Below are 21,800 nucleotides of genomic sequence, written 5' to 3'. Positions count from 1 at the left end.
TCTTCCGGATGGGCGGCGACTCGCTGAGCGCCGTCCGGCTGCGCGCCCGCATCCTGCGAGAACTGGGCGACGAACTACGGGTGCAGGACATCTTCGAGCACCGCACCGTCGCGGCCGTCGCGGCATTGTCCGCACGTCCCCGGGCGTTGCCCGCTCGGGCAGACAGTGTCCGTAACGCGCTTGTGCCGCTGTCCTTTCCGCAACGACGGCTGCTCGAGCTGAACGAATCCGAGCGCCGCGGTCCGGGTCCCGGGCGCGCGTACGTGCTCCCGCTGCGGCTCGCCGGATCGACGCCGCCCGCGGTGGTGGCGCAGGCGCTCACCGATCTCGTCGGACGGCACGAAATACTGCGGACCGTCTTCCCCGGGCACCAGATCGTCCGCACCGAGGCACTCGATTTCGAGACGGTCACCGGTGGCGCGGGCTCGAAGCAGGTCGCCGCGCCGCTCGCGCAACCGTTCGACCTGCGTACGCAGGTCCCGTTGCGGGCGCGGCTGTTCCCCGACCGGCGCGGTGATCTGCTGCTGATAGTGCTGCACCACATCGCCGCCGACGGCTGGTCGCTGGCTCCGCTGGTACAGGACCTGGGGACGGCGCTGCGGGCGCGGTGCGATGGCACGGCGCCGGCGTGGGAACCGCTGCCGATGCAGTACGCCGAGCACGCGATCTGGCAGCATCGCCTGGTCGACGGCGCGGACGGACGGTCCCCGATCGACGGTCAGCTGGCGTTCTGGCGGGAGACACTGGCCGGGCTGCCTCCGGTTCCGCGGCCGACCCGTCCGGCCGCGACGCCGCCTCCGCCGGCCCACCGGCTCTCCTTCTACCTGGACCGAGATCGGTATCGCGCATTGGTGGACGGGGCGGCCATGCACGATGCCAGCGTGTTCATGCTGGCCCATACCGCCTTCACCCTGGCACTCGGTGAGATCGGGTACGGCGACGACATCGCGATCTGCGTGCCGACGGCGGGACGGACCGAGGTCGGGATGGAGGAGATGATCGGGCGCTTCACGAACTTCCTCGTCCTGCGCACCCGCACCACCGATGTGCCGGATTTCGCGCACCTGTTGCGGCGCGTCCGCCGGATCAGCTTGCGCGCCATGGACAATCAAGACGCACCCTTCGAATTCGTCACCGAATGCCTCGATCTCCGCGAGCGCTTGCGAATCCGGCTGGCGTTCCAGAACATTCCCGCCTCCGACCTGCGCGGGTCCGGCCTGGACGCCTCCTGGGAGCCACTCGCCGCACCCGCCGCCCCGGCGGACTGGGACATCTCGCTCATCCTCACCGAGGAGAAGGACGAGAACGGCCGTCCCCGAGCCTTGTTCGGCTTCCTCGAGTACGCCGCCGACGTCCTCGACGCCCGCTCGGCGAAGAAGCTGCACCAGCGGTTCGACGCGATCCTGTGCGCCGGTCTCGCGCCGGCGGGCTGATCGGGACGTCCGGCCGGGGATTGCCCGCCGCCGGTTCATGGGCTAGCGTCTGGACAACTGTACGGACAAGGCTCGCCGCACCCTGTCCGGTCCTAGTCGAGGAGATTCTCATGGCCATCGTTCGCTCGATCCCGGGGACCGCCGACGGTCGCCGCCGCCTGGCGCTGGACAGCCCGGTGGATCGGCGGCCGATCGACGAGATCGACGTCGCCGATGCCGCGGAGGTGGCCGACGCAGTGGCGAAAGCCCGTGCCGCACAGCCGGATTGGGCGGCCCGCGGCGTCGCCGAGCGCGCCGATATCCTGCGCGCCGCGGTCGGGGTCCTGGTGGCGCGCCGCGAGGAGATCATCGACACGGTGCACGCCGAGACCGGTAAGCCGCGCGTCGAGGCGCTCACGATGGAGATCGTCGCGGGGTGCGATTTCCTCAACCACTGGAGTGCGCGCGCCCGTCGCGATCTGCGCCCGCACCGCCAGCGGCTGCACGGCTACCTGCTGCCGTTGAAGAAGCTCTACATCGACTATCAGCCGCTGGGTGTGATCGGCGTGATCACGCCGTGGAACGGGCCGTTCATCCTCTCGCTCAACCCCGTCGTGCAGGCGCTGCTGGCGGGAAACTCGGTGGTCCTCAAGCCGTCGGAGGTGACGCCCCGGTCGGGCGAGTGGGTGGTGCGGATCCTGCGCGAGGCGGGCGTGCCCGACGATGTCGTCCAGGTCCTGCACGGTGACGGCGAGACCGGCGCCGCGCTGGTCGACGCGGAGATCGACAAGGTCTGCTTCACCGGCAGCGTCGGCACCGGGCGCAAGATCGCCGCGTCCTGCGCGCAGCGGCTGCTGCCCTACACCCTCGAACTCGGCGGCAAGGACGCCATGATCGTGTGCGCCGACGCCGACCTCGACCGCGCGGCGGCGGGCGCGGTGTACCTGTCGATGTTCAACACCGGGCAGGTGTGCATGAGCGTCGAGCGGATCTACGTGGTCGATTCCGTCGCCGACGAATTCATCCGGCGCGTGACCGAACAGGCCGCCGCCGTCACCTACGGGCCGGGTGCGGCCGATATGGGACCGCTGTTCTGGGATCGGCAACTCGACGTGGTCACCCGGCATCTCGAGGACGCGAAGGCCAAGGGCGCCGACGTGGCCGTCGGTGGTGCGCCCGCGGCGGGCAACGGGCTGTACTTCCAGCCCACGGTCGTCGTCGGCGCCACGCACGAGATGCAGCTCATGACCGAGGAGACCTTCGGTCCGGTGGTGGCGATCACCCGCGTGCGCGACGAGGACGAGGCGATCCGGCTCGCCAACGACTCCCGCTACGGCCTGAGCGGTTCGGTCTTCACCAAGGACGCCGCCAAGGCGCGGCGTATCGCCGCCCGCCTGGTCACCGGCTCCGTGGTCCACAACGACGCGTCGGTCATCTACGGGGTCGCGGAGGCGCCGTTCGGCGGCCGGAAGGAGAGCGGGGTGGGCCAGGTCAACGGCACCGGCGCACTGCGCGGATTCACCCACGCCCAGCCGGTGCTGATCGATCGGTGGCAGTCCAAGAAGGAAAGCGTCTGGTACCCGTACTCGGAAAAGACGCAGCGCAGCCTCGAGGCGGTGGTGCGGTACGGGTTCGGCACCCGGCTGGGGCGGCGACTCCTGTCCTGAAACCCGTCCGACGACCGCCGAAACACCAGTGCCGCAGATACTTTCACCGAAAGAGGCCCGAATGTCCACCCTGCACCCGTGCAAGCACGTCGATGCGAGCTTCGCCGACACGGCACCGCACCGCTACTCCAACAGCGTCGAGTTGAATGTCACCCCCGAGCAGGTGTTCGAGGTGCTCGCCGACGCCTCGGCCTGGCCGAAGTGGGCCACCGTGATCACCGATGTCACCTGGACCAGCCCGGAACCCCGCGGCATCGGCACCACGCGTACCGTCCGGATGCGCGCCGGGATCGTCGGCAACGAGGAGTTCCTCGCCTGGGAACCGCACTCTCACATGGCTTTCCGATTCAACGAGTGCTCCACGAGCGGCATCGAGGCCTTCGCCGAGGACTATCGCATCGTCCCCACTCCCACGGGCTGCCGCCTCACCTGGACCATGGCCATGTCGGGAGACCGCGCCACCTCGGTCTCCCTGCGGCTGTTCGCGCCGTTCATGAACGCGACCTTCCGCTACTTCCTGCGCAAACTCCGCAAGCTCACCGACCAGCGCTTCGCTCCGACGGGCGCGGCGGGTCCGCTGGTGCCGTAACCGTCCGTTCGGGAGTCGCCCGCCGTGACGGAGGCCACACTGGACCTCGAGTCCGGTTCAGCTCGTAGCGTCGTTCACCTGGAGGTTTCCACTCGATACGGCGAGGAGCGTCATGACAACCATCGACGGCAACGCGGCACCCACGGTGACCGTTCTCGGGCTCGGCGCCATGGGATCGGCGATCGCCGGCACCTTCGTCGACCGCGGCTATCGCACGACGGTGTGGAACAGGACCGCGAGCAAGACCGCGCCGCTGGTCGACGCCGGCGCCACGGCGGCCGCGACCGCGGCCGAAGCGGTGGCCGCGAGCCGGCTCGTGGTGGTCTGCCTGCTCGACAGCGCCGCGGTCGACGAGGTATTGAACTCGGTCGATTCCGCGATAGCGGGCAAGGTGCTGGTGAATGTCACCAGTGGCGCACCGGCCCAGGCGCGGGCGAACGAACGCTGGGCGAACGAGCGGGGCGCCGAGTATCTCGACGGCAAGCTCATGGGCGATCCGCCGTACATGGGCACACCGAATATCCTCTTGCCGTTCAGCGGATCCCGCGACGCCTTCGATACCTACGAGGCGACCTTGCGCACGCTGGGCACGGTCACCTACCACGGCGCCGACCCCGGCGCGGCCGCAGTGGAATTCATGGCCCAGGTCGCGGTGGGATACGAGTTGCTCCTCGGTTTCCTGCACACGCTCCGGCTGGTCCGAGCCGAAGGCCTCGACGTGGCGGAGTTCGCCGAACGCGTCGCGGGATCGGTGGCCGCCTACCCGGCATTGCTCACCTCGATCGGCAAGGCGGTCCACGACGGCGTCTACCCACCAGACCTCGGCCCCCTCGATGTCCAAGCGGCACTGATGGACGACCTGATCGGCCATCGCGAGTCGGTCGGCGTGGAAGCCGCCCGGATGCGCGAGGTCAAACGCCTGATGGACCGCCGCATCGCCGAAGGCCATGGCGAACAGGGCTTTTCGAGCCTGTTCGAGGAAGTACCGGACCACCGATCCGCTATGGTTGATTCCGACGCGGATCGGTGACCGAAACACTCTCGGCCCGAATGGATTTCACGGGGGCTCGGATGCCGGTGGAGGGGCGAGCGGTTCCGGTGTGTTCCTACACCGAGTGGGACCCGCTGGAAGAAGTCGTGCTCGGCATTGTCGATGATGCTTGCTTTCCGCCTTGGCACATCGCCCTCCCGCCGGTACTACCGAGCGACCAGCTCGAGACCTTCCGCGCGCGAGCGGGCAGTCCGTTTCCCCGGGAGCTGGTGAACGCGGCGGCCGCGGAACTCACCGAATTGGCGCGCATCCTCGAAGGCGAAGGCGTGACCGTGCGCCGGCCGGAACCGATCCCCCAGCGCGTCACCTATGCCACGCAGGCGTGGACAAGCACCGGCATGTACGCGGCAATGCCGCGCGACGCGCTGCTGGTGATCGGGGAAGACATCATCGAATGCCCGATGGCATGGCGCGCCCGCTATTACGAAAGCCTGGCCTATCGACCGCTGTTGAAGGAGTACTTCCGGGCCGGGGCGCGCTGGAGCGCCGGGCCGAAACCCGAGTTGCTCGATGACCAATACGACCAGAACTGGTCCGGCACCGGCCCGGACGGCGCCTCGCCGCGCCTGGTGGTCACCGAATTCGAGCCGACCTTCGACGGCGCCGACTTCCTTCGCTGTGGTCGTGACATCATCGCGCAACAGAGCAACGTCACCAACGGCTTCGGCATCGAATGGCTGCAACGCCACCTCGGCGAGGATTTCCGCATCCATGTCCTCGAGTTCGACGATCCGCACCCGATGCATATCGACGCCACCCTCATGCCGCTCGCCCCCGGAAAACTCCTGATCAATCCCAGCCGGGTCCGTGAGATTCCCAGACTGTTCAAGGATTGGGATGTAGCGGTGGCCCCGGAACCGATTGTCCCGCAATCGCATCCGTTCTACATGAGCAGCCGCTGGATCAATATGAATCTGCTCATGCTCGACGAGCGCCGCGTTGTCGTCGAACGCCGAGACGAACCGATGATCCGTACCCTGAAGGACTTCGGCCTCACTCCGATCCCCTGCGACTTCCGCTATTTCAACAGTTTCGGCGGCTCCTTCCACTGCGCGACGCTGGATGTGCGGCGACGCGGAACGCTCGAATCCTATTTCTGAGCGGCTCGGAGAGTGAGTTGCTCACGCACGTCGGCCACCGCCGGGGTCGCGGCGTGCGCGGGTCGCAGTCCGTCGAGGATTTCGAAGGCGCGGCGGGGCACCTGCCCCGTGCGGAATTCACCGGGCAGCCGTTGCCAGGTGGAGCCGATCGTATGGCAGGCCAGTTCCACCTCTCCTCCTGCGAAGTGAGCGGCGGCCTCGTCCAAGTCCAGCAACGCTTTTCCGATTTCGTCGTGTCGGATGAACGGCAGCTCCAATACCCGTTTCCGCAGTGGCTCGGCGGCCCGGTGCGCTCCTGCCGCCGCCAAGGCGTTGGCCTGATGCCAGCGCAACAGATATTCGCTCACACCGACACCGTCCGCTGCCGTGGCATCGGACGGAAGTTCGTCGAACATCCGGTCCGCGTGGCGCACGGCGCCGATGGTTTCGCGGCGCCTGCCCAGGCGCGCCTGGATGCCCGCCTCTACCAGATAGCCGAGCACCGCGGCGGGATTCGCTGTCGTCCCGGTGGCCTGGGCCTTCTGCGCCGCCGTGAGCCCCGCGGGATATCCGTGCCGCTGACAGGTGCAGGCGTCGCCGACATGCCCGGCGACCCAGGCGGCCACTGTTGCGTCCTCGGCGCGATCGGCGGCCAAGCGCGCGATACGGAACCATTCGAAAGTTTCCGCCGGACCGGCGATGTCGTTGAGGCGGATCGCGATGAATCCCGCATTCTTGGCGAACATTCGGTGCAGGCGGCCTCGAGCGTTCTCGGATTCGGTGGCCAACAGGCACGCTTCGATGCGGGCGAGGTCGATCATCCGGGACGGGATGAATTCCGCGGGCGGCGTGGTGTACAGGCCGTAGCCGCTCTGCTCGGTCAATTCCTCGAGCAAACCGACATAGGCCGTGGCAGCCCGTCCGCCACCCGGGCGCTCGAGTTCGGCATTCGACCATCCGCTCAGTGTCGGCGGCGCGGACATGAACATGGCCCCCGCGGCGGCGAGGCTCATGAAATGACGGCGGTCCACGGCGTCCTCGACTCCTCTCGTCGGGGCCGGATCCGGTTCCGAGTAGTCATGTCCGAATCCGAGCCGGTCCGGTCTGGTTCGATAGAGAAAACACAGTGCGTCCAGGTAGTGCGGCGACGGCGTGTCCTGGCCGCATTCCCACTGCGACATCCGCTGATGGGCGAGCCCCTCGGCGGGCGTATCACGTTCGCGCAGTATCTCTTTCAACATGTCGACCGCTTCGACGAGCGTGTAGCCGTGCACGATGCGGTGCGCGCGCAGCAGGGACAGCCCGCAATGCCGGCGCACCGCGAGCGCGGCCTCGTAGTCGGATGCGCCCGTGGCCTTGGCTTCCCGTGCGGTGCGGCGCGCACACGAGATGCTGTGCCGGGCTTCCGTCAGCTGTTCGATCATCATGAGGCAGCTCCGCTGATCACACTGATGACCAAGCGTATCGCGGCTTTTCGGCGGGGGCGACGGTGAATCGGCGAATGCCCGCTGAGCGTGCACAGGCCCTCCTGATACTCGTCGCGAGGCGGCGGCCCGGACGCCTACCAGGTGACAGGAAGCCGTTGGACCCCGTGGACTCCCAGGCGGTCGGGCCACATCACGATGTCGTCTGCGGGCACTGCGAGCCGCAGGGCGGGGAACCGGGAGATCAGCGCGGGTAGTGCGGTGCGCAGCTCGACCCGGGCCAGTTGCCGACCTACACACTGGTGAATGCCGTATCCGAAACCCACGTGTCCCACCGACTTACGGAGCGGATCGAGACGGTGTGGATCGTCGAATCGAGCGGGGTCGCGGTTGGCGGCCCGCAGCGAGATCGCCACTGTCTCACCGGCTGCGATCACGTGCCCGCACATTTCGACGTCCTCCAGCGCGACGCGGGTGAGGGTGTGGACCACGGTCAGATAGCGGAGCAACTCCTCGACCGTCCGGTCGGTGCGGCCCGGGTCGGCGCGCAGGGCGGCCAGCTGTTCCGGGTGGCGCAGCAGCGCGAAAGTGCTCAGCGCCACCATGTTCGCGGTGGTTTCGAAGCCGCCGATCAACAGCAGCACCGCGATCCCGGTCAGCTCACTGCCCGAGAGATCGGTGCCCGCCAGTTCGCCGAGCAGGTCGTCGGTCGGTCCGGCGCGTTTGACGGCGACCAGGTCTCGCACGTACTCCTGGATCTCCTCGAGGGCGTCGATGCCCTGCGCGAGGGGAACGCCCGGGTCGCCCAGTCGCCTGACGAGGTGGGCCACCAGGCGCTGAAACCGATCCCGATCGGCGTCGGGCACGCCGAGCAGCTCGCAAATCGTCAGCGCAGGAACCGGATACGCGAACGAGGTCATCAGGTCCACCGGACCGCCGGATCGTTCCATGGCGTCCAGCCGCTCGGCACTGATCTGCGCCACCCGGTCGGCCAGCGACCGCATTCGCCGCACGGTGAACTTGCCGGTCAGCAGTGTGCGGTAACGAGTGTGCTCGGGTGCGTCGAGGTTGAGGAAGCCGCCGGGCGGCGCCGGGGGCAGCGGGCCGAGATCGGCCAGCGCCGAGTGCATGAGTTCGGGCCGGGCACTGAAGCGCGGATCGGCCAGAATCGCACGGACAACCGCGTGCCCGGTCGCCAGCCATCCGCGATGACCATCCGGAAACGTCATGCGAACCAATGGGTTTCGCTCACGCTCCGAGGCCGGTTCGACGCGGCGGCCCACGAGTAGGGCGGCTGATGAAATGTCGGTAGCCAACGGCTCGGTCATCGGATCCCCTGCGACGCACGGTTCAGTATCGGCCGAACGCTAGATTGCATTCAGTGAATGCTCAATATAGACAGCGGGGCAATTACCGGTCAGCGCAGGTAGATTCAGTTTCTCGAGTGCAATGACCCTGGCGGTTAACGCAACGCCGAAACCCCGGACATGCAATGAGATGTCGCTGAACGCACACGGACACCGAAGGAGAGAACCGATGCCGGGAGGCAGGCTGACCCTGGACGAGCGGGAATGCATCGCGGCCGGGCTGACCGAAGGGCGCGGGTACACCGATATCGCGCGCGGGCTCGGTCGCCCGGCCTCGACCGTCAGCCGGGAGGTGGCCCGCAACGGCGGACCCGGCCGATACCGCGCCGACCGTGCGCACCGGGCCACCGTCGCGCGCGCCCGGCGGAGCAACACGACACAGCCATCGGCCCCGGCGGAGTCCACGGTCGACGACGAGGCGATCCGTGCGTTCGCCGCACACTTCACCGACCTGTTCGTGTTCGACGGCATGCCTCGCATGCAAGCGCGCGTGATGACCTGCCTGCATCTCACCGACTCGGGCAGTCTCACCGCCGCCGAACTGGCACGCCGACTCGACGTCAGCCCCGCCTCCATCTCCACGGCCGTCCGGGCGCTGGAGCAACGGGATCTCATTCGCCGGGAACGAGATTCGCGCCGCGACCGCTACTGCATCGACGACGACACCTGGTATCGCACCACCCTGAATCTGGCCCGCGCCGCCCGCACGCGGGTCGAGGTGGCCCGCCGCGGCGCCGAACTGCTCGGTGTGACCACACCCGCGGGCGCCCGCTTGGACGAGATAGGCCGCTACCTCGACTACCTCGGTCGGCAGATGGTCCAGGTCGTCGAAAGCTGGCGATCCTGAGCGGGTTTCGGGTCACGGTTCCAGTCCGGCCGCGGTCAGGGAGAGATGCCGGGACAGTGTCTCCGCGGCGGTGTCGGCGTCGCGGGCCAGTGCCGCCTCCTCCAGCCGGCGGTGTTCGTCCGCGCCGTCGCGGTCGGGGGTGCGGCGAGCCGACCAGCGGCGGGCCAGCTCGCTCGCGGTCCACAACCGGTCGAAGGTCTCCAATAGCACCGGGTTGCCGCAACCCTCGATCAGGGCGCGGTGGAACAGCCGATGCGCTTCGGACCATGCCTCGCTGTAGTACTCGCCCTCCCCCGGCACGTAGGCCGGAGTGCGGGCCAGGCGGTGGTGAGCGGCGCGCACGCGGGTCTCCCAGTCGAGGTCGCCACGCTCGATGGACATGCGCAGCAGCATCGGTTCGATGGTGCGGCGGGCCTCGGCGATCTCCTGCCAGCGGCGATCGGTGAAAGCGGGAACGGCGAAGCCGCGGTTGGGCAGCCGGTCGGCGAGACCGTCGCCGACCACCCGCACCAGCGCCTCGCGCACGACGGCCAGGCTCACGTCCATCCGCTTCGCCAGGTCCTGCGGCTTGAGTGCCGCGCCGGGAGCGAACTCGCCGCGCATGATCGCCCGCCGCAGATGTCCGTAGACCTGTTCGGAGAGCATCTTCTTCCCTGGTGAGTCCGTAGCGTGTGGCGTTCCATGCATCGCCACATCATAGATGATCTGACAAATAATCGATTATTTGTGTAGCGTGGGGAGCGGTAGATGAACGGCAAGGCCCGGAAAGAGACACGATGAGCGCCAACGATCCCTTCGCCCGCCTCCCCGAGGCGGCCTCCTTCACCGTCACCAGCACCTCCGTCACCGACCGCGGCACGTGGTCGCCCGCGCAGCATTCCGCCCGTGTTCCCGGCGGGCAGGACATGTCCCCGCAACTGTCCTGGCGCGGTGCGCCGGAAGGCACGGCGAGCTACGCCGTCACTGTCTACGACCCCGACGCGCCCACCGGATCGGGGTTCTGGCACTGGGCGGTGGCCGACATCCCGGCCGACGTCACCGAGCTGCCCGAGGGCGTCGGCGACCACACCGGGTCGGGGCTGCCCGCGGGCTCGTTCCAACTGCCCAATGATGCTCGCGTGGCAAGGTTTCTCGGCGCGGCTTCCCCGCCCGGGCACGGCCCGCACCGGTATTTCGTCGTGGTGCACGCGCTCGATGTCGAGTCGATCGGCGTACCGGCCGATGCCACTCCGGCCTTGCTCGGCTTCACCATGTCCGCACACGTGCTCGGCCGGGCGGTGCTCGTCGCCACCGCGGGAAGCCCGCCGGCCCAAGGGAATTCGGCGGAGGCCGAACGAGTAGAGGTGTCGCGGCTCATTCCCGCGCCACCCGAGGCGATCTTCGCGGTCCTGAGCGATCCGAAGGGACATGTGGACATCGACGCGTCGGGAATGCTCCTCGACGCCGAGGGGACGCCGGTCCAGCGTCCCGGCGACCGCTTCGTGGTTCATATGGACCGAGAGGCGCTGGGAGATCTGCCCTTGGGCAAGTACGACGTCGAGGTCGTGATCACCGAACTCGTCCCGGACGAGGAGATCGCCTGGACCATCGAAACCCGGGGCCGTCGCTACGGCCACATCTACGGGTATCGGCTGACACCGGCCGAGAGCGGCACCCTGGTCACGTCGTATTGCGATTGGTCGCAGATCGAGGAGAAACTGAAGCAGCGGTTGACTTTTCCGGTAATTCCCCGGTCCGCGCTCAAAGCCACCCTCGGGATTCTCGAGCGCACGGTTCGCCGCCGCGCCCGCTGACTGCCGATCCTGGCTGCCGAACCGACTGGCGCGGTTACCTATTCCGGCTTATCTCGGCGAATCGGTCGAGTTCGCGAAGGGCCTCGTCGCGTGGCATGACCGGGATGATGCCGAGCAGCGTGCGGTGAATACCCAACTCCGCCAATCGGTTCAGGTCGCCGGGCTGCGGGTCGAATACCGTCGCGATGACCGGTACAGGCGCGCGGCCACGGTCCTCGGCCAAGCGGCGAAGCTCGGCGATTCCCTTCGCCAGTTCGTCGAGCGGAATGCCGACCGGAGCCAGCCAGCCGTCGGCGTGGTCGAGGATGCGTTCGTGGGTGGACGGCCCCCACCCGCCCAGCCACACCGGTGGGCGCGGCCGCTGCACCGGTTTCGGCCAGGAATACAGCGGGCCGAAATCCACGAACTCGCCGTGGAATTCGGCCTGCTCCTCGGTCCAGATCGCGGTCATCGCCAGCAGCCGTTCACGCTGCAACGCGACGCGGGTCCGGGGGTCGGTGCCATGATTGCGCATTTCCTCACGCAGCCAGCCGACACCGACGCCGAGTTCGAACCGTCCGCCCGACGCGGCGTCCAGACTGGCCACCTCCTTCGCGAGCACGATCGGGTCACGCTGGACGACCAGCGTCACCGCGGTGCCGATCCGCAATCGCTCGGTCCGCGCGGCGGCGAACGCCAGCGAGACGAACGGGTCGAAATTGCGGTAGTAGTCCCGCGGGATCTCGCCTCCGCCGGGATAGGGCGTGGTGACGGTTACCGGGATATGGGTGTGCTCGGCCACGAACAGCGACTCGAAGCCGCGATCCTCCACTGCCTGGGCAAGCTCACCGGGGCCGATGCTCTCGTCGGTGACACCGGTGAAGATTCCGATCTGCATGCGGCTACGGTAAACATTGACACCAGCGTCAAGGTCAAGGTGAGCGATATGCGGATCGGTGAACTCGCGCGGCGGACCGGAACCAGCCCCCGGGCGTTGCGCCACTACGAACAGCAGGGATTACTGACCGCGGCACGACACGGCAACGGCTATCGGAGCTTCGACGACTCCGCCGCCGAAACGGTATTGCGAATTCGCGCCCTGCTGGCGGCGGGACTGACCACCGAGGTCGTCAGCCGGGTACTGCCGTGCACCCGCGACAGCACCCCGCGCATCGAACCCTGCGACGAAGTCGTGGCGATCCTGCGGTCCGAGATCGACCGAATGGACACCCTCGCGGCGCATCTCGCCCGATCTCGCGACCTACTCGCCTCGATTCTGCTCGAATCCGGTGTGCCGGAACGGGAGTCACTGCGGACCGACCTTCGGCAGGCTGACTCGCCGGGCGTCGTGGGTGTCCAGTAGCCGTAGGCCCTCGAGGACGGCGGCGTCGGCGTCGAGACGGTCGGACCACCAGGTCGCCGAGCGGACGGGCAGGCCGCGCGAACGGTATTCGTTCATGATCTCGATATGGTCCGGCAGCGACATGAACTCCGCCAGCCCCGTCTCGTCGGTCCACACCGACAGGGATCCGACCTGGCCGTGCCGGGCGGGGCGGAGGTAGGTCAGGACGCCGACGGCCGCGTCGATCCGCACCAGTTGGCCGGACAGCTTGGTTCCGGCTAACCAGATCGGCAGCACGTCCGTCACCCTGGTCGGTGTGAACTGGGTCAGGCTGAACATGTACGGGCCCGCGAAATCTATTGCGGGACCGTTCATCCACGTCGACGTGACGGTGAAGTCGGACAGTGCGGCGCCACCGGATCGGTGGCGTCGCCAGCTGTGCCGCAGCAGCCGGGGCAGTCGGCGGAGGTCGGTCCAAGGGGCTTGTCGCACAGTCATTTCCGCAGATTCTCCCTGGGTCTCGCGGGTATCGTCGGCCAAGTCTGTGCCCTTTGCGGTTGAGACTGAAGGAAAGAATGTTACATACTCGGAGTATGTTGTCTCGACGGGACCAGAATGCGGCGGACACCAGGCGGGCACTGGTGGAGAGCGCGGCGAAGTTGTTCGCTGCCGACGGGTTCGAGAGAACCTCGACCGATCGGATCGCCGCGGTCGCGCGCGTCACCAAAGGCGCCCTGTATCACCACTTCTCGAACAAGCGGGAGTTGTTCCGGGCCGCCCTCGAGCTGGTCGACGAACAGACCGTCGCGGCGATCGCGGCGCGGACGAGTTCGGCGAGCACGCCGTGGGAGGCCGTCGTCGCTGGTCTGAACGCGTTTCTGGATCGCTGCCTGGATCCCGCCTATCAGCAGATATGTTTCCGGGACGGTCCGACGGCGCTCGGGTTCGTCGACTGGTGGGAACACGGTGAACGCCACGTCGAGGGCGTGCTCGAGGCGGCGTTGTCGGCCCTGTCCGAGAACAGGACCATCGTCACCGCCGATGTCGACGCGCTCGCGCAGGTGCTGTACGGGTCGCTGTCGGCCGCCGCGCTGGCCATCACTCGCGCCGAGGACCAGCGGGCGGCCCGTGATGCGATGGGCCGCAGCCTGATCGAGCTGCTCGAAGGCCGGCGATCCGGGGCGAGCCCGGTCAGGCCGGGGCGGGCACGTCGATGACCAGTTCGGCCGGGTTGGGGTTCGTGCTCACCTGGACCGCGACCCGGCCCGAGCCGTCGAGGGTGAAAAAGGCGGCGTGCCAACCATAGTGGCCGTCGTACTGGGTGCTGCGCGTCTCGGTCTGGCTCGCGCCGGTATCCAGGTTCCGCATCGTCACGGTGGCCGGGATCTCGCAGTTGCCGCCCGGCGATCCGGACAGCGAGCCCAGCGGGTTGGCGTCCGGCGTGAAATGCACCGTGACCCGGGCCGAGCTGTCGATGAAGTCGGCGAACTCACCCGCCTGCTGGCCGCGGCTGGACGAGACCTCCGCGGTGACCTTGCCCGAGCACCCCGCCGCCGGCCCGTTGACCTGAGCGGGTTCGAAATACAGCGGGTCCGCGGACGCCGGACCGGTCGGCACGAAGAACACCAGCACCGGCAAGATCGGTGCTGCCACGACCCTCAGTACGCCACGCTTCACGGCTTCCGTCCTTCCTCGCAACCCCGCGGGGTCAGGCCAATTCCAGCGAACCGGCCTTACGTTACCCGCCACGACGAGGACCCGGTCAATTCGAACATATTTTCGAATCTCGAGCTATTCTCATCGGCATGGTCAGCTCCCGCCACGAGGCGATGCACCGGATCTTCCGTCATGACCCGGGGGTTTTCGCCCGCGCCTTCCGCGCCATGGATCTGCCGTTCCCCGACCCCGTGTCGGTCGATCTCATGCCGACCGACCTCACCGAGATCGCGCCGCTCGAGCGCCGTGTCGACAGCCTGCTGCGGATCGGCACGGCCGAGGGTGCGTTCCTGTTGCTGGTCGAGGCGCAGAGTCAGGACGATCCGGACAAACCTGCCGCCTGGGCCTACTATGTCGCCCACGCGCACAGCAAATATCGCCTGCCCGTGATTCTCCTGGTGGTCTGCCACGACAAGGTGACCGCGCTCTGGGCCGCCTCGCCGCCGACCATCGGGCTCCCGCTCTGGCCCAGCCTCACCGTGCGACCGATGGTGCTGGGCCCCAACAACCTCCCCGTGCTGACCGACAAGGAATCGGCGGCCGAGGACATCCCCCTGGCCTCGCTCGCGGCCGTCGCGCACGCCAAGCACCCGCGCATCGGTGACATACTGACAGCACTGGCCACCGCCATGAAAGAGATCGGCGACGAGACGGACCGCGCCATCCTCGCCGAACTCACCGAACTCGGCCTGGGCCGCACCCCGGCCGCCCGGATCTGGAGGCAGTTGATGACCGACCTGTCGTTCTTCCGCTCGGAGTCCTCGCAATTGCTGCGGGCCGAAGGTCGCGTCGAAGGGATCGCGGGCAGCATCCTGCGGATCCTGGCGCGCCGCGGCGTCACGGTCCCCGAAGCCGCCCGCGAGCGCATCACCGCCTGCGACGACGTGGCGCTGCTCAACACCTGGCTCGATCGGTCCGTCGACGCCCGCTCCGTCGAGGAGGTCTTCGGCGGGTAGCGGCCCCGGCGCGGTTGCTACGGTCTGCGGGTGACCTCGACCGACGCCGGATACACGCTGCCCATCGCGCGGGTGCTGGCCATGGTCGAACTCGCGCGGGCGCGCGGCTGGGACGTGGCCGACATGCTCGGCGCGGCCGGTATCTCGCCGGAACTGCTCGCCGAGGGCCGGTCCCGCGTCACCGTCGACCAGACGGTGCGGATGGTGCAGCGGCTGTGGCGCGCCACCGACGACGAATTGTTCGGTCTCGGACTGCATCCCATGCCGCGCGGCACTTTCCGACTGGTCTGTTTCGCGCTGATCGGCGCCCCCGACGTGGGCGCGGCGATCCGGCGCTTCGTCGGCTTCCAGAAGTCGCTGCCCGGCTTTCCGCCGCTGACGCTGACCGTCGAGGACGAGTTGGCCCGCTTGGCCTTCGACATCGGCGCGGTGCACAACCCGGTCGGGCTGATCATCGACACCATGCTGACCGTCACCCACCGCTTCCTGGGCTGGGCCGCCGGCGGCCGGATTCTGCTGCGCCGCGTCGAAGTCCCCTATCCCCCTTCGGGTCTCGACGACTACGATCTGATATTCGGTGCACCCGTGCGGTTCTCGGCGTCCGCCCCCGCGCTCGTGTTCGACGCCGCGCAGCTGACCGCCCCGCTGGTACGCGACGAGGACGACCTGCTGGTCTTCTTGCGCGACGCCCCGTCGGCGGTGATCGGCCGCCGCCACTATTCGCTGTCGCTCAGCGCCCGGGTGCGCCACATCCTCGAACGCGGGCGCACCGGCGCGTGGCCGACCCTGGACGAGGTCGCCGCACAGCTGGCGATGAGCCCGTCGACGCTGCGCCGCAAGCTGCGCGAGGAACACACCTCCGCCCGCGAGATCCGCGAGCAGATCCTGCGTGATGCCGCCATCGCGAGCCTGGTGCGCGGTGAGGAGACCGTGGCCGCGCTGTCGCGGCGGCTCGGCTTCTCCGAACCGAGCGCCTTCTCCCGCGCGTTCCGGCGCTGGACCGGCAGCCCGCCCGGCTCCTACCAGCGCTGAGCGCTCGCCACCTCCACAACCCCGCGACTCGAGCGGTCCGGTCAAGGAAACGAGCGGTGCGGTCATTGGCGCGCGGCCGCCGCCCGGCCAGCATCGGAGACACGCATACGAACAGAGGAGTTCTGCTGTGCCTTTGCACCGTTCACCGTGGATGGACGAGGATCTGGACGCGCTGGCCGAGCTGGCGCGCCAGTTCTTCGAGAAGGAGTGCGCGCCCAACGAGGACCGGTGGGGCCGCCAGCACCACGTGGACCGCGAGGTCTGGAACAAGGCCGGAGACGTCGGGCTGCTGTGCCTGAGCGTCCCGGAGGAATACGGCGGGGGCGGCGGCACTTTCGCGCACGAGGCGGTGGTGGCGATCGAGCAGACCCGGGCCCTGGCGCCGAGCCTCGGCAACCCGGTGCACTCCACGATCGTCGCGCACTACATCAACTCCTACGGCACCGAGGAGCAGAAGCGGGCCTGGCTGCCGAGGATGGCGAGCGGGGAGATCGTCGGAGCCATCGCCATGACCGAGCCGGGCACGGGGTCGGATCTGCAGAACATCCGCACCAAGGCGGCCGTGGACGGCGACGACTACGTCATCAACGGGGCCAAGACCTTCATCTCCAACGGGCTGCTCGCCGATCTGGTGATCGTCGCCGCCAAGACCGGCGAAGGCAAAGGCGCGGAAAGCGTTTCGCTCATCGCGGTGGAGACCACCCGTGACGGCTTCCGGCGCGGGCGCAACCTGGAGAAGGTGGGCCAGCACGGGCAGGACACCTGTGAGCTGTTCTTCGACGACGTGCGGGTGCCGAAGTCGAACCTGCTCGGCAGCGCCGAGGGACTCGGCTTCATCCAGCTCATGCAGCAGCTGCCGCAGGAGCGGCTGATCCTCGCCGTCGCGGCGGCGGGCGCCATCGAGAAGTCGGTGGAGCTGACGGTCGCCTACACCAAGGAGCGCGAGGCCTTCGGCAAGGCGATCTTCAAATTCCAGAACACCCAGTTCGTGCTGGCCGAATGCGACACCATCAAGAGTGTGGCCTGGGCGTTCACCGACGACTGCATCGCCAAGCATCTGCGTGGCGAGCTGGACGTCCCCACCGCCGCGAAGGCGAAGTGGTGGCTGACCGAGCAGCAGTGCCGCGTCGCCGACGAATGCCTGCAACTGTTCGGCGGCTACGGCTACATGGCCGAATACCCCATCTCCCGCGCCTTCACCGACGCCCGCATCCAGAAGATCTACGGCGGGACCAACGAGATCATGAAGGTCATCATCGGCCGGAGTCTGTGATCGACGGCGGCGCTACTCCGTGGTGAGTTCGGCGAGGGCGTCGGCGGCGTCGCGGTTGCCGCCCGCGGCGAGGCGGCGCAGTTCGATCAGGTCGCGCTGTTCGGCAGCCAGCTGGACGAGTTCGTCGACGGCGTCGGTATTGCCCTGGTCGGCCCAGCGGCGCAACTCGCCCATGTCGCCGCGCTCGACGGCCAGTTCGATCAGGGCGTCGACGGCGTCGTGGCTGCCCTGGTCGGCCAGATGGCGTAATTCGTCCACGTCGTCGCGCTCGCTCGCCAGCTCGACCAGCTGGTCGACGGCGTCGGTGTAGCCGCGGTCGGCCCAGTTCCGCAGTTCGGCCAGGTCCTCGCGCTCGGCGGCCGATTCGATCAGCTCGGCGATCGCGTCGCTGTCCCCGCCGGCCGCGCGGGTCCGCAGCTCGGTCAGGTCGGGATCGGTCATGCGGCACGCCCCTTTCGGTGGTCGCCAGGCGGTATCCGGCTCGGACCGAGCATATTCCGCCGGCGTCGTGGATCGAGGTTTGCCGAGGTATCCCCCGCGCGTCCGGGGATTCGGTGATCCGGAATGGAGTGCTCGCGCCATAGAATCCACACGGCGCGGAGTGGATCCCGGCCAAAAGCGCGCCGGGATGACGGGGCGAGCTGTACTGACACCGGGATGACGGGGCGGGCGAGGGATCGAATATCGTGCGGGACGACGAGGAGGGCGGATGAACGGCGCGCGAGTTGCGGGAGTTTTTGCGGCACTGGCGATTTCGGTTGGGGTTGGTGTCGTGGCGGCACCGGTGCACGCGGGGCCGGCCGATTGTGCGGCAGGGGATCCGCTGCGGCCCGAGGCGGAGCTGTTCGCCACCGACAACACGGCCACCATCACCGATCCGGGTGATGCCCGGCTGCGCGACCGGCTGGAACTCTTCGAACTCCAGGTCGACGGGATCGCGCTGCGACAGCTCACCCTGCCGGTCGGCTCGACGCTGGTGAGCGGCGTGTTCTGGTCCGACACGCAGCAGCGGGCCACCTATGAGCGGTCACGCGCCTTCCACCTGGCCTGCCTGGCCGGGCCGGACCTGCGGCGCGTCGCGGATCAGGTGCGCATCCGGTTCGGGCAGGAGTCGGTGCTGACCTTCGAGCCGTTGCCCGCCGACTCCCCCGCACGCGACGCCTTCACCGTCGAGATACCCGGCGTCAACGTCACCCGCTTCCATGACGCTCTCGTCTCCGACCCGGAGGCCCGCGGCCGGCTCGTCGGCGGCTCGGTCACCGAGGACCACACCCTGATCCTGATCGCCGATCTCGCCGACCTCCCGCTGGTCCAGCGCTTCGTCACCCGGCTGGGCGCGGCCTGGGACCCGGCCCGAATCCGTTACGGCGACCGCGAATTCGTGGAATGACCCGGCGACGAGGTCAGTCCGGCAGGTCGATCCCCTGCTCGGCGGCCTTGGCGGCCACCTCCTCGGGGAAGATGTTGCGGAACAGGTAGAGGTCCTGGCCCAGGCGCCAGCCGGGCGCCAGGGCCACCGCATAGCGTTCGAAATACCCGAGCTGCTTGCCCATCAGAATGAGCTGCTCGGGACCGGACGCCCCGCGGCGCTTGCCGAACTCCACCATGCGGGCGGCCACCTTGCCCATGTCCAGCTGCGCCAGCTTGCCCGACAACACCGGCGCCAGCGCGGTCGCCAGCTGCCGCCCGATGGTGGCGTCGTCGCCGGAATCGCCGTCGACCAGATCCAGCTCCCGCAGCGCCCGCGCGACGGGGCGGAAGTCGCCGTCGATGGCGCTGGCGTGGAACAGCGCGCCCACGAACTCGCGCCACTGCGGGCTCATCTTGCCGACGATGCCGAAGTCGAGCATGGCCGCCCGGCCGTCGTCGAGCAGCCACAGGTTGCCCGCGTGCACGTCGCCGTGGAAAAGCCCGTGCACCACAACGCTTTCCACCCACGCCTTCACCAGGCGCCGGATCAACAGCTCCGGGTCGGGATGCACGGCGCGGATGTCGTCGAAGCGGTCCAGCGGCATGCCGCGCATGCGTTCCATGCACAGCACGCGGGGGCCGCAGAAGTCCCAATACACTTCGGGCACAACGACACTCGCATTGTCACCGAAGGCGCGCAGGTGGGCGCGGGCGCGGGTCTGGTTGTCGGCCTCGTTGCGGAAGTCCAGCTCGGCGACGGTGGTCTCATACAGGTCGCGCACCACGCCCTCGGCATTGGCGACGCGGGCGTTCTCCGAACGCTTCTGCATCATCCCCGCCAGGCGGTACGCCGCGCGCAGGTCCACGATCATGCGCCGCGCGATATCGGGCCGCTGCACCTTCACCACGGCCGGTCGGCCGTCGGCCAGCACGCATCCGTGCACCTGCGCGACCGACGCCGCGGACAGCGGTACGTCGTCGAATTCCCGGAACAGCTCCGCGATCGGCCGGCCGAGATCGGCCTCGACGATGGCGCGCGCGTCCACCGCGGGGAACGGCGGCACGTCGTCGAGGCAGCGCAGGCACGCGTCGGTCAGTTCCGGGGGGAACGATGCGGGAGAGGAGGCGATCAGCTGGCCGAGTTTGACGAACATCGGGCCGAGCGTCTCGAATCCGTCGACCACGCCGTCGGCCATGGCGCGGCGGCGCTTCGGGCGACGCAGTCCGCCGCGCACCACCCGCCGCGTCACCGCCGCACCGAGGACGGTCCCGATGACGGCGGTCCGCCGGAATTCGGAGAAGCCGAACTTGTCCAGGGCGGGCCGCCGGATGTCGGCCTCGGGCACCGTGTCGGTCTCGAGCGCGCCGGCCGTCACCGCGCGCCGCCGATCACCGCGCGCCCGGCGTCCCATGGCTTGGGGACGTGCCCGCTGTCCGTTGTTGTCTCGAGGCCCTCTGCTCGGCTCATCTGCACCGCTCCGACCGCCTTGTCGCTCTCGTTCGAAACGCCGACTTTCGACATTCCCCGGCGCCTGCCCTGCGCGGCGCCGGCTCGGCTGTACGACGGAAAGTCTACGACCATTCCGCCGCGGGACCTGGCAACCGCCGGGTCAGGCGGGCACGCCGAGCCCCGAGGCCAGCACCGGCCACGACCGCTTCAGCGCATCCTGCCAGTACCCCCAGGAGTGCGTGCCGGTGGGTTCGAAGTCGAAGGTCGCCGGGATCGCGAGCTGCCCGAGCCGGGTCTGCAGATTGTGCGTGCAGTAATCCACCGCCGCCTCGATGACTCCGCCGATGAGCAGCTGGTTCACATAACCGCGCGGACCGGGCTGCATGTGACTGCCGTTGTAGACGTCGTACAGGCCGGGCACGCCGGTGCCGCTGGAGATGAACAGCTGCAGGCCGCGCAGCCCCTCGGCGTGCAGGTACGGATCGTTGTCCGCCCACATCGGGTCGTTGTCGGGGCCGTACATATTGACCGTGTCGCCGCCGCCCCAGGTCTCCACCGACAGCTTCACGAACTGGCGGCCGATCGGATCGCTGGTCTGAGCGCAGCCGCTGTAGGCGGCCACCGCCCGGTACAGACCCGGCTTGGCGATGGGCAACTGCAGCACCGAGGTGCCCGAGGTGGACAGGCCCGCCACCGCGTTCGCGCCGGTGGTGGCGAACTCGGCATCGATCAGCGGCGGCAGTTCCTCGGTGAGGAACGTCTTCCATTTGTACACACCGAGTTTCGGGTCCGGGGCGCGCCAGTCGGTGTAGTAGCTCCACTTGCCGCCTACCGGTTGCACGACGTAGGTCTGCTTGTCCGCCAGGAACTTCAGCACGTCGGTGTTGCGCTGCCAGGTGGCCGTATCCTGGCCGCCCCCACCGCCGTTGAGCAGATACAGCACCGGCGCGGGCGCCTCGGCGTCGGCCGGGCGCTGCACGTTCACCATGATGTCGGTGTTCATCGCCGCCGAGTGCACGCGCAGCTGCACAGTGCGCCCGTCGACCGGCCACGATCCGGTGACCGCCGACCCGTCCGGGGCCTCCGCCGCGGCCGGCGCCGCCCCCAGCAGGGCGCCGACCGCGACGGCGACAGCGGGAATCACGCTGCCCCGCAGTAGTTTCCGGATCATCTGGGAGTCTCCTGTTCTGGTGGTTCAGCGGCCGGACAGGCCGGTGCCCCCCCCGGGGGGGGGGGTTGTTGACCCCCCCCCGGGGCCGGTTGCCCCCGCCCGGTCCCAACCCCCCCGGGGAAAAGCGGTGGGCCGCCGGCCCCAACCCCCCCCGCGAGTACGCCGGCAAGGAGGCGGTCATCACCGTCAAGGTGAACTCCGTCAAGGAGCGTGAACTGCCCGCCGTCGACGACGAATTCGCC

22 protein-coding genes and 1 pseudogene are annotated in these 21,800 nt (G+C 68.6%); 13 read left to right on the top strand and 10 right to left on the bottom strand.

The features are described from left to right. The 5 genes from QH470_RS01070 to QH470_RS01050 all read left to right on the top strand — a co-directional run. Positions 1–1,433, top strand: a 1,433-nt coding sequence (locus QH470_RS01070; RefSeq protein ID WP_280270335.1) for a condensation domain-containing protein, incomplete at its 5' end; no start/stop codon positions are given. 110 nt (positions 1,434–1,543) lie between these two features. Continuing rightward, the gene (locus tag QH470_RS01065) at positions 1,544–3,079 is read left to right on the top strand and encodes an aldehyde dehydrogenase family protein (protein ID WP_280270334.1); all 1,536 of its coding nucleotides are present in this window, start codon (positions 1,544–1,546) and stop codon (positions 3,077–3,079) included. A gap of 70 nt (positions 3,080–3,149) precedes the next feature. Continuing rightward, on the top strand, positions 3,150–3,668 hold the full coding sequence (locus QH470_RS01060; protein WP_280270337.1) for an SRPBCC family protein: 519 nt from the start codon (positions 3,150–3,152) through the stop codon (positions 3,666–3,668). Between the two features lie 112 nt (positions 3,669–3,780). Continuing rightward, positions 3,781–4,698 carry an NAD(P)-dependent oxidoreductase gene (locus QH470_RS01055; protein ID WP_280270333.1) on the top strand — a complete coding sequence of 306 codons (918 nt, stop codon included), beginning with the start codon at positions 3,781–3,783 and terminating at the stop codon, positions 4,696–4,698. Positions 4,699–4,958: 260 nt separating this feature from the next. Further along, entirely contained in the window at positions 4,959–5,819 is an 861-nt protein-coding gene (locus QH470_RS01050; protein WP_280270332.1) for a hypothetical protein, read from the top strand. Here QH470_RS01050 and QH470_RS01045 read toward each other — a convergent pair. Together QH470_RS01045 and QH470_RS01040 are read right to left on the bottom strand one after the other, a co-directional pair. Further along, positions 5,810–7,225: an NsdA family TPR-like regulatory protein gene (locus QH470_RS01045; protein WP_280270331.1), complete on the bottom strand. Its 1,416-nt coding sequence runs from the start codon at positions 7,223–7,225 to the stop codon at positions 5,810–5,812. The two genes, QH470_RS01050 and QH470_RS01045, sit on opposite strands and share 10 nt — an antisense overlap. A 134-nt stretch (positions 7,226–7,359) precedes the next feature. Further along, positions 7,360–8,451, bottom strand: coding sequence for a cytochrome P450 (locus tag QH470_RS01040; protein WP_280270330.1), 1,092 nt, complete (start codon positions 8,449–8,451; stop codon positions 7,360–7,362). A gap of 307 nt (positions 8,452–8,758) precedes the next feature. On the opposite strand from QH470_RS01040, the gene QH470_RS01035 reads away from it, so the two are divergent. Next, complete coding sequence (locus QH470_RS01035) at positions 8,759–9,436, top strand: GbsR/MarR family transcriptional regulator (protein ID WP_280270329.1); 678 nt, start codon at positions 8,759–8,761, stop codon at positions 9,434–9,436. A gap of 12 nt (positions 9,437–9,448) precedes the next feature. On the opposite strand, the gene QH470_RS01030 is transcribed toward QH470_RS01035, so the two are convergent. Then, entirely contained in the window at positions 9,449–10,123 is a 675-nt protein-coding gene (locus QH470_RS01030) for a GntR family transcriptional regulator (RefSeq protein WP_280270328.1), read from the bottom strand. An 89-nt stretch (positions 10,124–10,212) separates the two neighbouring features. Here QH470_RS01030 and QH470_RS01025 point away from each other — a divergent pair. After that, positions 10,213–10,740, top strand: a pseudogene (locus QH470_RS01025) (YbhB/YbcL family Raf kinase inhibitor-like protein); the annotation flags it as partial. 523 nt (positions 10,741–11,263) lie between these two features. On the opposite strand, the gene QH470_RS01015 reads toward QH470_RS01025, so the two are convergent. Beyond that, on the bottom strand, positions 11,264–12,106 hold the full coding sequence (locus tag QH470_RS01015; protein WP_280270327.1) for an LLM class F420-dependent oxidoreductase: 843 nt from the start codon (positions 12,104–12,106) through the stop codon (positions 11,264–11,266). A gap of 48 nt (positions 12,107–12,154) precedes the next feature. Between QH470_RS01015 and QH470_RS01010 the strand changes: the two genes are divergently transcribed. Next, positions 12,155–12,571: a MerR family transcriptional regulator gene (locus QH470_RS01010; RefSeq protein WP_280270326.1), complete on the top strand. Its 417-nt coding sequence runs from the start codon at positions 12,155–12,157 to the stop codon at positions 12,569–12,571. Here QH470_RS01010 and QH470_RS01005 read toward each other — a convergent pair. Then, positions 12,515–13,048 carry a hypothetical protein gene (locus tag QH470_RS01005; protein WP_280270325.1) on the bottom strand — a complete coding sequence of 178 codons (534 nt, stop codon included), beginning with the start codon at positions 13,046–13,048 and terminating at the stop codon, positions 12,515–12,517. The two genes, QH470_RS01010 and QH470_RS01005, sit on opposite strands and share 57 nt — an antisense overlap. A gap of 95 nt (positions 13,049–13,143) precedes the next feature. Between QH470_RS01005 and QH470_RS01000 the strand changes: the two genes are divergently transcribed. Then, entirely contained in the window at positions 13,144–13,767 is a 624-nt protein-coding gene (locus tag QH470_RS01000; protein WP_280270324.1) for a TetR/AcrR family transcriptional regulator, read from the top strand. On the opposite strand, the gene QH470_RS00995 is transcribed toward QH470_RS01000, so the two are convergent. Further along, a complete protein-coding gene (locus tag QH470_RS00995) occupies positions 13,742–14,203 on the bottom strand; it encodes a hypothetical protein (protein ID WP_280270323.1) in 462 nt (153 codons plus the stop codon). The two genes, QH470_RS01000 and QH470_RS00995, sit on opposite strands and share 26 nt — an antisense overlap. A gap of 152 nt (positions 14,204–14,355) precedes the next feature. On the opposite strand from QH470_RS00995, the gene QH470_RS00990 reads away from it, so the two are divergent. The 3 genes from QH470_RS00990 to QH470_RS00980 all read left to right on the top strand — a co-directional run bounded on the left by QH470_RS00990 (position 14,356) and on the right by QH470_RS00980 (position 17,527). Further along, positions 14,356–15,222 (top strand): RpnC/YadD family protein, encoded by an 867-nt coding sequence (locus QH470_RS00990; RefSeq protein ID WP_280270322.1) that lies wholly within the window; start codon positions 14,356–14,358, stop codon positions 15,220–15,222. Between the two features lie 30 nt (positions 15,223–15,252). Next, positions 15,253–16,254, top strand: a complete 1,002-nt coding sequence (locus QH470_RS00985) for an AraC family transcriptional regulator (protein ID WP_280270321.1) — start codon at positions 15,253–15,255, stop codon at positions 16,252–16,254. Positions 16,255–16,405: 151 nt separating this feature from the next. After that, a complete protein-coding gene (locus QH470_RS00980) occupies positions 16,406–17,527 on the top strand; it encodes an acyl-CoA dehydrogenase family protein (protein WP_483243930.1) in 1,122 nt (373 codons plus the stop codon). Between the two features lie 12 nt (positions 17,528–17,539). Here the strand turns inward: QH470_RS00980 and QH470_RS00975 are convergent, their stop codons facing one another. Next, on the bottom strand, positions 17,540–17,968 hold the full coding sequence (locus tag QH470_RS00975; RefSeq protein ID WP_280270319.1) for a hypothetical protein: 429 nt from the start codon (positions 17,966–17,968) through the stop codon (positions 17,540–17,542). Positions 17,969–18,236: 268 nt separating this feature from the next. Here QH470_RS00975 and QH470_RS00970 point away from each other — a divergent pair, with 268 nt between their 5' ends. Further along, complete coding sequence (locus QH470_RS00970) at positions 18,237–18,917, top strand: hypothetical protein (protein WP_425302569.1); 681 nt, start codon at positions 18,237–18,239, stop codon at positions 18,915–18,917. 13 nt (positions 18,918–18,930) lie between these two features. Here QH470_RS00970 and QH470_RS00965 read toward each other — a convergent pair whose 3' ends face one another. The 3 genes from QH470_RS00965 to QH470_RS00955 all read right to left on the bottom strand — a co-directional run bounded on the left by QH470_RS00965 (position 18,931) and on the right by QH470_RS00955 (position 21,558). Continuing rightward, positions 18,931–20,313, bottom strand: coding sequence for an ABC1 kinase family protein (locus QH470_RS00965; protein WP_280270317.1), 1,383 nt, complete (start codon positions 20,311–20,313; stop codon positions 18,931–18,933). Continuing rightward, positions 20,310–20,459, bottom strand: a complete 150-nt coding sequence (locus QH470_RS00960) for a hypothetical protein (protein WP_280270316.1) — start codon at positions 20,457–20,459, stop codon at positions 20,310–20,312. Before QH470_RS00960 ends, QH470_RS00965 begins: the two co-directional genes overlap by 4 nt. A gap of 88 nt (positions 20,460–20,547) precedes the next feature. Then, positions 20,548–21,558 carry an alpha/beta hydrolase gene (locus QH470_RS00955; protein WP_280270315.1) on the bottom strand — a complete coding sequence of 337 codons (1,011 nt, stop codon included), beginning with the start codon at positions 21,556–21,558 and terminating at the stop codon, positions 20,548–20,550. Between the last annotated feature and the right edge of the window lie 242 nt (positions 21,559–21,800).

This window comes from Nocardia wallacei (genome assembly GCF_029868745.1).
Taxonomy (GTDB): domain Bacteria; phylum Actinomycetota; class Actinomycetes; order Mycobacteriales; family Mycobacteriaceae; genus Nocardia; species Nocardia wallacei_B.
The sequence above is the reverse complement of the archived record's forward strand: the minus strand, read 5'-3'. Positions and strand labels throughout refer to the sequence as shown.